Source organism: Streptomyces jumonjinensis, assembly GCF_009600885.1.
In the GTDB taxonomy this organism is placed as follows: domain Bacteria; phylum Actinomycetota; class Actinomycetes; order Streptomycetales; family Streptomycetaceae; genus Streptomyces; species Streptomyces jumonjinensis.
This window is the reverse complement of sequence record NZ_VCLA01000062.1, coordinates 52,194-60,622: the sequence shown is the minus strand read 5'-3', so window position 1 is coordinate 60,622 and position 8,429 is coordinate 52,194. Positions and strand designations below refer to the sequence as shown.

The 8,429-nt window shown below is 72.2% G+C and carries 7 protein-coding genes and 1 riboswitch (1 of these 8 only partly in view); of the genes, 5 read left to right on the top strand and 2 right to left on the bottom strand.

From position 1 onward, the window contains the following. Positions 1 to 47: riboswitch (cyclic di-AMP (ydaO/yuaA leader) on the top strand (it extends 110 nt beyond the left edge of the window). A gap of 12 nt (positions 48 to 59) precedes the next feature. Next, positions 60 to 833: a M23 family metallopeptidase gene (locus tag FF041_RS07850; protein WP_153521625.1), complete on the top strand. Its 774-nt coding sequence runs from the start codon at positions 60 to 62 to the stop codon at positions 831 to 833. Positions 834 to 1,191: 358 nt separating this feature from the next. Here the strand turns inward: FF041_RS07850 and FF041_RS07845 are convergent, their stop codons facing one another. Next, entirely contained in the window at positions 1,192 to 1,473 is a 282-nt protein-coding gene (locus FF041_RS07845) for an HPr family phosphocarrier protein (protein WP_153480525.1), read from the bottom strand. Positions 1,474 to 1,665: 192 nt separating this feature from the next. Here FF041_RS07845 and FF041_RS07840 point away from each other — a divergent pair, with 192 nt between their 5' ends. From FF041_RS07840 to FF041_RS07825, 4 genes are all read left to right on the top strand, one after another. Next, the gene (locus FF041_RS07840; protein ID WP_153521624.1) at positions 1,666 to 4,713 is read left to right on the top strand and encodes a bifunctional acetate--CoA ligase family protein/GNAT family N-acetyltransferase; all 3,048 of its coding nucleotides are present in this window, start codon (positions 1,666 to 1,668) and stop codon (positions 4,711 to 4,713) included. Positions 4,714 to 4,759: 46 nt separating this feature from the next. Further along, on the top strand, positions 4,760 to 5,353 hold the full coding sequence (locus FF041_RS07835; RefSeq protein WP_153480527.1) for a DUF5998 family protein: 594 nt from the start codon (positions 4,760 to 4,762) through the stop codon (positions 5,351 to 5,353). Beyond that, positions 5,353 to 6,555: an alkaline phosphatase family protein gene (locus FF041_RS07830; RefSeq protein ID WP_153521623.1), complete on the top strand. Its 1,203-nt coding sequence runs from the start codon at positions 5,353 to 5,355 to the stop codon at positions 6,553 to 6,555. Before FF041_RS07835 ends, FF041_RS07830 begins: the two co-directional genes overlap by 1 nt. Before the next feature lie 135 nt (positions 6,556 to 6,690). Continuing rightward, on the top strand, positions 6,691 to 7,359 hold the full coding sequence (locus FF041_RS07825; RefSeq protein WP_153521622.1) for a thymidine kinase: 669 nt from the start codon (positions 6,691 to 6,693) through the stop codon (positions 7,357 to 7,359). 114 nt (positions 7,360 to 7,473) lie between these two features. Here the strand turns inward: FF041_RS07825 and FF041_RS07820 are convergent, their stop codons facing one another. Then, a complete protein-coding gene (locus FF041_RS07820; RefSeq protein ID WP_153521621.1) occupies positions 7,474 to 8,253 on the bottom strand; it encodes a VOC family protein in 780 nt (259 codons plus the stop codon). Between the last annotated feature and the right edge of the window lie 176 nt (positions 8,254 to 8,429).

Below are 8,429 nucleotides of genomic sequence, written 5' to 3'. Positions count from 1 at the left end.
TGCTCCGAACCCGTCAGCTAACCCGGTAGGCGAGAAGGAAGGAAAGGATCGGCCTCTCCATGGCGTTGACCCGCCCCACCGGGAAACACCGTGCCCCGAGCCGTATGACGCGCGGAAGCGCGCGCATCGCCGGTGTCGCCACCCTCGCCACCACGGGAGTCTGCGGAACCCTCGCCTCCCCGGCGCTCGCCGCCGAGACCGGCGCGGCGTCCCTGGAGGACACCGGGACGATGGTGGTCCTCTCCGCCGAGGCCGAGATGGACTCCCTCGCCGACGAGGTCGCCGATCAGGCCGCCACGCAGCGGCTGGAGGCCATCGCCAGGGTGGAGGCCGCCGAGGAGGCCCAGCGCAAGGCGGAGGCCCGCGCCGAGGAACTGCGCGAGGCCGAGGAGCGCGCCGCCCGTGAGGAGGAGCGCAAGCGCCTCAACGCCTTCCAGGCTCCCGTCGCCGGTTCGCATGTCTCCACCGGATATCAGACCGGTGGTTCGCTCTGGTCCTCCGGCAGCCACTCCGGCATCGACTTCCACGCCCCCCACGGCACCCCCGTGATGTCGGTGGGCGCGGGCACCGTCGTGGAGGCCGGCTGGGGCGGGGCGTACGGCAACAACGTCGTGATCAGGATGAACGACGGTTCCTACACCCAGTACGGGCATCTGGGGTCGATCGGCGTCACCGTGGGGCAGGCTGTGATGCCGGGCCAGCAGATCGGCCTCTCCGGCTCGACCGGCAACTCCACCGGGGCGCACCTCCACTTCGAGGCCCGCAGCGGCGCCGAGTACGGCTCGGACGTCAACCCTCTCGCGTATCTGCGCGCCCATGGAGTGCCGCTCTGATCCGAGCGGCGGGCCGCTGAGGCGGCCACCGGACGTTCCCGGGGGTTTCCCCCGGATCACCGAAGGCCCCGGCGGTTCCTCCGCCGGGGCCTTCGCGGTGTCCGCTGAATTCGGTGAACTCGGTGCGGACGCGGAATGAGGTGTCGTTCGCCCGGAATGCGCACGGGGTCGTCCGGGAATGCGCACGGGGTCGTCCGGGAATCCGTACGGTCGCCCCGGGAATCCGATCGGGAAGAGCCCGCCGGAGCGCCTGGGAAAGAAGAGCCCGCCGGAGCACGCACCTGGGAAAAGCGGGAAGCCGTGCCCCGTGGTGACGGGAGCACGGCTTCCGGTCGGCCGGCGCCGGGCCGAAGACGGGTCAGACCGTCTCGGGGAGCTCGTCGAGACCCTCGGCGACCAGCCTGGCGAGCCGGTCCAGCGCGGCCTCCGCGCCCTCCGCGTCGGAGGTCAGCACGATCTCCTCGCCGCCCTGAGCGCCCAGGCCGAGCACGGCGAGCATCGAGGCGGCGTTGACCGGGTTGCCGTCGGCCTTGGCGATCGTGACCGGGACGCCGGAAGCCGAGGCGGCACGGACGAAGATGGAGGCGGGTCGGGCGTGCAGGCCCTCGGCCCAGCCGACGTTGACGCGGCGCTCAGCCATGGTGTTGCCCTTCGGGATAAATCGGTTGTCTAGACCAGCGTCCCATGGTACGGGACGGCAGCGCCGACCGTCCTTGCCCGCAGGAGCTCCCCGGCCTTCCCCGCGGGGGCCGCCCGGCCTCCCTGTGAGGGCCGCCCGGCACCGTTGTCCACAGGCCCCCCGCGAAGCATCGGAGCGCCGTACGCTTTCGCCATGCAGACCCCGCCGGAGCACGACTACCCCGATCACTGGGAAGCGGACGTGGTGCTGCGTGACGGGGGCACCGCGCGCATCAGGCCCATCACCACCGAGGACGCCGAGCGCCTGGTCAGCTTCTATGAGCAGGTCTCGGACGAGTCGAAGTACTACCGCTTCTTCGCGCCCTACCCCCATCTCTCCGCGAAGGACGTCCACCGCTTCACCCACCACGACTATGTGGACCGCGTCGGGCTCGCCGTCACGGTGGGCGGAGAGTTCATCGCCACCGTCCGCTACGACCGGATCGACGCGCTGGGCCGCCCCGCCGCCGCCCCCGCCGACGAGGCGGAGGTCGCCTTTCTCGTCCAGGACGCGCATCAGGGGCGCGGGGTCGCCTCCACCCTGCTCGAACACATCGCCGCGGTCGCCCGGGAGCGCGGGATCCGGCGGTTCGCGGCGGAGGTGCTGCCCGCGAACAACAAGATGATCAAGGTGTTCCGGGATGCCGGCTACACCCAGAAGCGCAGCTTCGAGGACGGCTCCGTCCATCTGACCCTCGACCTGGAGCCGACCGAGAAGTCGCTCGCCGTGCAGCGCGCCCGTGAGCAGCGGGCGGAGGCCCGCTCCGTGCAGCGGCTGCTCGCCCCGGGCTCCGTCGCGGTCGTCGGCACCGGGCGGGCCCCCGCCGGGGTCGGCCGTTCCCTGCTGCGCAATCTCCTCGCCGCCGGATACACCGGCCGTGTCTACGGGGTGAACCGGGCCTTCCCCGCCGACCGGCGCGAGGTGGAGGGGGTGCCCGCCTTCCGCTCCGTCGGCGAGATCGTCGCGGTGACGGGAGAGCCGGTGGATCTCGCGATCGTCACGGTTCCGGCGGAGCGGGTGCCGGAGGTGGTGACCGACTGCGGGGAGAACGGGGTCCGCGGTCTGGTGGTGCTCTCGGCCGGATACGCGGAGAGCGGGGCCGAGGGCCGCCGCCGCCAGCGCGAGCTGGTGCGCCTGGCCCGCTCGTACGGGATGCGGATCATCGGCCCCAACGCCTTCGGGATCATCAGCACCGCCGAGTCCGTACGGCTCAACGCGTCGCTCGCGCCCAGGGTGCCCGCGCCCGGCCGGATCGGGCTCTTCACCCAGTCCGGGGCGATCGGGATCGCCCTGCTCTCCGGGCTGGACCGCAGAGGCGCGGGGCTGTCGACGTTCATCTCGTCGGGGAACCGCGCGGACGTCTCCGGCAACGACTTCCTCCAGTACTGGTACGACGACCCCGACACCGATGTCGTCCTGCTCTATCTGGAGTCGATCGGGAATCCGCGGAAGTTCACCCGGCTCGCGCGGCGTACGGCGGCGGTGAAGCCGGTCGTGGTGGTCAAGGGGGCCAGACACAGCGGGAGCGAGCCGCCGGGGCACGCGGTGCCCGTGACCCGGATCCCCGACGCCGCGGTGGGGGCGCTGCTGCGGCAGGCGGGCGTGATCCGGGTCGACACCGTCACCGAGCTCGTCGACGTGGGTCTGCTGCTCGCGGGGCAGCCGCTGCCCGCGGGCCCCCGGGTGGCGATCCTCGGCAACTCCGAGTCGCTCGGGCTGCTGACCTATGACGCCTGTCTGACGGAGGGGCTGCGACCGCTGCCGCCGCTGGATCTGACGACGGAGGCCGCCCCGGCGGACTTCCGGGCGGCGCTCTGCCAGGCGCTGGCGGACGACGGCTGTGACGCCGTGGTGGTGACGGCGATCCCCTGGGTGGGGGAGAGCGGGGAGACCGAGCCGGGGTACAGCGAGGTCCTGGCGGAGACGCTGCGGGAGGCGGCGGCCTCGGCCCCGGCGAAGCCGGTGGCGGTGGTCCATGTGGAGCTGGACGGGCTGGCGGACGTGCTCGCGGCGGCGCGGGGCGCGGGCGGGGAGGGGATCGCTCTCCGGCCCCGGTCCCGGTCCCGCCCTGAGCCGGACGCCGCTCCCCGGACCCCCGCGAACGCCTCCGGCACCCCCGCGAACGCCCCCGATGCTCTCGGCGAACCGGGGTCCGGCCCAGGCACTCCCGGCGACTCCGGCATCACGAGCGCCGATGATCCCGGCACCCCAGGCACTCCCGGCGACTCCGGCACCCCTGGCCCCGATGGTCCCGGCACCCCCGGAGCCTCCAGCGCGGACGCGCCCGCGCCCGCGCCTGTGCCCGTTCCTGCGCCCGGCGAGGACCCCGCGCGGGCGCGGCGGCGGATTCCCGCGTACCCCGCCGCCGAGCGCGCGGTGCGGGCCCTCTCCCAGGCCGTGGCCTACGCCCGATGGCGGCGGGACGCCGCCGAGCCCGGCAAGGTGCCCGCGTACGACGACATCGACGAGAGCGGCGCGGCGGCCCGGATCGAGCGGCTGCTCGGAGCGGGCGGCGGCGGCACCCTCCCCGCCGACGAGGCGCATGGGCTGCTCGCCCGCTACGGGATCCAGGTGCGGCCGACCCTCCCCGCGCCCGGCCCCGACGAGGCCGCCGAAGCCGCCGCCCGGCTCGGCTACCCCGTCGCACTCAAGACCACCGCCCCCCATCTGCGCCACCGCGCCGACCTCGGCGGCGTACGCCTCGATCTCGCCAACGAGGAGCAGCTGCGCCTGGCCTACCGCGAGATCACCGAGCTGCTCGGCAGACCCGTCGAGCTGCGGCTCGTCGTCCAGTCCATGGCGCCCCGGGGCGTGGACACCGTCGTCCGCGCCGTCATCGACCCCGCGGTGGGCGCGGTCCTCTCCTTCGGGCTCGCCGGAGCCGCCTCCGAGCTGCTCGGCGACACCTCCCACCGGCTGGTGCCCGCCACCGACCGCGACGCCGCCGAGCTCATCAGAACCATCCGCACCGCCCCCCTGCTCTTCGGCTGGCGCGGCTCCGCCCCCGTCGACACCCCCGCGCTCGAAGAACTGCTGCTGCGGGTATCACGCCTGGTCGACGATCATCCGGAGGTGGTGGGAATCAGTCTGGAACCCGTTGTCGTGGCACAGCGGGGACTCTCCGTGCTCGGCGCGTCCGTCCGGCTCGCGCCTCCCGCCACCTTCACCGACCTGGGGCCGCGCCGTCTGCCCAGCTACTGAACCGACTGAGCGCTCGGCACCGCCCGGGCCCCGTAGGATGGACCGCATGGCGAAGACCGGTACGACGACCCAGGGGCTGCGAGCGGCGATCGAGCGCAGCGGCTACTACCCGGCTCTCGTGGCAGAGGCGGTGGAGGCCGCTGTCGGCGGCGAGCCCATCGCCTCGTACCTGGTGCACCAGGAGACCACCTTCGACGCCAATGAGGTGCGTCGTCATGTCACCGTTCTGGTTCTCACCGCCAACCGCTTCATCGTCAGCCACACCGATGAGCAGACCGCCGACTCCAGCTCCCCCACGCCTTACGCCACGACCTCCACCGAGTCGGTCAAGCTCGACCGGATCTCCTCCGTGGTCGTCAGCCGGGTCGTGGCCAACCCGGAGTCGTACACCCCCGGCACCCTGCCCCGCGAGGTCGTGCTCACCATCGGCTGGGGAGCCGTCTCCCGTCTCGACCTGGAGCCCGCCGCCTGCGGCGACCCCAACTGCGAGGCCGACCACGGCTACACCGGCAACTCCACCGCCGACGACCTCAGCCTCCGGGTCAGCGAGGCCGGAGACGGCCCGGACACCGTCCGCCAGACCCTCGCCTTCGCCCAGGCGCTCTCCGAGGCGACCGCGGCCACCGGCACCGCCCGCTGATGGTCCAGCCCGCGGCACCCGCGCTCTGGCCGGACGACCCCGTACCGCTCTCGATCGGCACCGCCCCCGTACCCGCGTACGGCCGTGGCTCGCTCGCCGATCTGCTGCCGACCCTCGTCGCGGGACAGGGCGTCCCGGGCTTCGCCCCGCTCATCCCCGAGCTCACTCCCGCCGATCGCAACTGCGTCTTCCTGATCGACGGGCTGGGCTGGGAGCAGATCCGTAACCATCCGGACGAAGCGCCGTATCTCACCTCGCTGCTCCCCACCTCGCTCGGCGGCGCCGGCCGGCCCGTCACCGCGGGCTTCCCCGCCACCACCGCCACCTCCCTCGCCTCGGTCGGCACCGGGCTGGCCCCCGGTCTGCACGGACTGCCCGGCTACACCGTCCGTGACCCCGGCACCGGTGAGCTGATGAACCAGCTCCGCTGGAAGCCGTACACCGAGCCGCGGATCTGGCAGCCGTACCCCACCGTCTTCCAGCTCGCCCACGAGGCCGGAGTGCACACCGCCCAGGTGTCCTCCCCGGTGTTCGAGACCACTCCGCTCACCAGGGTCGCCCTGAGCGGCGGAGCGTTCCACGGGCGGCTCAGCGGTGAGGAGCGCATGGACCTCGCGGCCGGGCAGCTCGCCGCGGGCGATCGCTCTCTCGTCTACACGTACTACAGCGAGGTCGACGGCAAGGGTCATCGCTTCGGCGTCGACTCCGACGCCTGGCGCGGTCAGCTGATGTACGTCGACCGGCTGGCCCAGCGTCTCGCCGAGCAGCTTCCGCCGCGTACCGCCCTCTACATCACCGCCGACCACGGCATGATCGACATCCCGTTCGACGACGATTCCCGGATCGACTTCGACGAGGACTGGGCGCTGCGCGCCGGAGTCGCCCTGCTGGGCGGCGAGGGCCGGGCACGGCATGTGTACGCCGTCCCGGGCGCCGAAGCCGATGTGCTCACCGTCTGGCGCGAGGTGCTCGGCGACCGCTTCTGGGTCGCGAGCCGGGCGGAGGCGATCGAGGCGGGCTGGTTCGGCCCCGCCGTCGACGAGCGGGTCACCGGCCGCATCGGCGATGTGGTCGCCGCCGCCTGTGACGATGTGGCGATCACCGCTTCCGTCAGTGAGCCGAACGAGTCCAGGATGGTCGGACTCCATGGCTCCATGACCGCTGCCGAGCAGTTGGTGCCGCTCCTGGAAGTGCGGTCCTGACCTCTGGGTCCTGACCTCTGCCGCCCGAGCGGCCCGCCGTCCCTGATCGATCCTCCCTGATCCTCGCCGATCTTCCCCGATCCTCCTTGACACGACCGCCCCGACGCCCCAGAACCGAAAGGGTCTCAACCTCCCATGCCCGAGCTGGTGTTCTTCTCCGGAACCATGGACTGCGGAAAGAGCACCCTCGCTCTTCAGATCGAACACAATCGGTCCGCCCGCGGGCTCCAGGGCATGATCTTCACCCGGGACGACCGCGCGGGTGAGGGAAAGCTTTCCTCACGGCTCGGTCTGGTCACCGACGCCGTCGAGGCCGCCGAGGGGTTCGATCTCTACGCCCATCTCGTCGAGACCCTCTCCCAGGGCGGTCGCTGTGACTACGTCATAGCCGATGAAGCGCAGTTCCTCGCCCCCGAGCAGATAGACCAGCTCGCCCGGGTCGTGGACGATCTCGAACTCGACGTCTTCGCCTTCGGCATCACCACCGACTTCCGCTCCAAGCTCTTCCCCGGTTCCCAGCGGCTGGTGGAGCTCGCCGACCGGATCGAGGTGCTCCAGGTCGAGGCCCTCTGCTGGTGCGGCGCACGGGCCACGCATAACGCCCGTACGGTCGGCGGCAGGATGGTCGTCGAAGGCGCCCAGGTCGTCGTCGGCGATGTCGACGCGAGCAGCGACATCGGCTACGAGGTCCTCTGCCGCCGCCACCACCGGCGGCGGATGACCGCCGCCAGCGCGCGGGCGGCGGCCCTCTCCCCGGATGTGCTCCCCGTCGACGCCGGCGGCGTCAGGGGCTCGGCGGTATAGCGCCGAGGATTCGGCCGTATCGCTTCAGGGATTCGGCCGTGGAGCGTCGAGGATTCGGCCGTACCGCCTCACGGAACCGGCCGTATCGCCTCAGGTATTCAACAGTGTGTCGCGTCAGAGGTTCGACCGTATGACCGTGAAAACACCGCCTTCCGGGTCCGCCACCGTCGCGACCCGCCCGCGCGGTCCGTCGGAGGGCGGTCGCAGCACCCGGCCGCCCAGCGCGGTCACCCGTTGCGCGGCCTCGTCCGCGTCCGCCACCTCGAAGTACGTCATCCAGTGCGGGCCCCGATCGGGCGGCAGCGCACGGCCCACGCCGTGCAGTTCGGCCACCGCCTGCCCGTCCAGGCGCAGCGAGGACCGGTCCGTTCCGCCGAAGTCCCCGTTCTTCACCGTCTCCACCTGATAGCCGAAGACCGTCTCGTAGAACTTGCCCATCGCCGTGGTCTCGAAGGTCACCAACTCGTGCCAGACCGGGGTGCCGGGGCTGCCCGGCGGTGCGATCCCGCCGTGCGCGGCGGGCTGCCACAGACCGAAGACCGCGCCCGAGGGGTCGGACACGATCGCCATCCGGCAGGCGTTGGAGGCATTGATCGGGCCCACGCCCACGGTGCCGCCGCTGGACCGGATCGTCTCGGTGGTCGCGTCCGCGTCATCGGTCGAGAGATAGGGCGTCCAGGCGACCGGCAGATGCCGTTCGACGGGCAGCCGCCCCAGACCTCCGACCTCCTTGCCATGGAGAAATGCACGTACGTAGGGGCCGAGCTGCCGGGGGCCGGGACGGAACTCCCAGCCGAACAGCTCGCCGTAGAAGATCTGGATCGCGTCAAGGCCGTGCACCATCAAGCTCACCCAGCAGGGCGTGCCGGGCGTGCGCCGAGTCGCCTCGGTCATCGTCACTCTCTCCTCGGACCATCGTTGTGGCCGTGCGGGGGGACGGGGCGCGTGCCGCCGTGCGAAGAGGACGTGCGCCCCGCGTGAATGCTTCCATGCCACCGGTCTTCCGCGCGCCCCGGCCGCGCCGTTTTTGGCGTGTTCCCGCTGGACGACGCCCATTTCGTGGTGTAGAT

Bases quoted from the DNA above. Each gene is read 5' to 3' on its own strand.
- FF041_RS07850 (WP_153521625.1), top strand. From the start codon at position 60: ATGGCGTTGACCCGCCCCACCGGGAAACACCGTGCCCCGAGCCGTATG.
- FF041_RS07845 (WP_153480525.1), bottom strand. From the start codon at position 1,473: ATGGCTGAGCGCCGCGTCAACGTCGGCTGGGCCGAGGGCCTGCACGCC.
- FF041_RS07840 (WP_153521624.1), top strand. From the start codon at position 1,666: ATGCAGACCCCGCCGGAGCACGACTACCCCGATCACTGGGAAGCGGAC.
- FF041_RS07835 (WP_153480527.1), top strand. From the start codon at position 4,760: ATGGCGAAGACCGGTACGACGACCCAGGGGCTGCGAGCGGCGATCGAG.
- FF041_RS07830 (WP_153521623.1), top strand. From the start codon at position 5,353: ATGGTCCAGCCCGCGGCACCCGCGCTCTGGCCGGACGACCCCGTACCG.
- FF041_RS07825 (WP_153521622.1), top strand. From the start codon at position 6,691: ATGCCCGAGCTGGTGTTCTTCTCCGGAACCATGGACTGCGGAAAGAGC.
- FF041_RS07820 (WP_153521621.1), bottom strand. From the start codon at position 8,253: ATGACCGAGGCGACTCGGCGCACGCCCGGCACGCCCTGCTGGGTGAGC.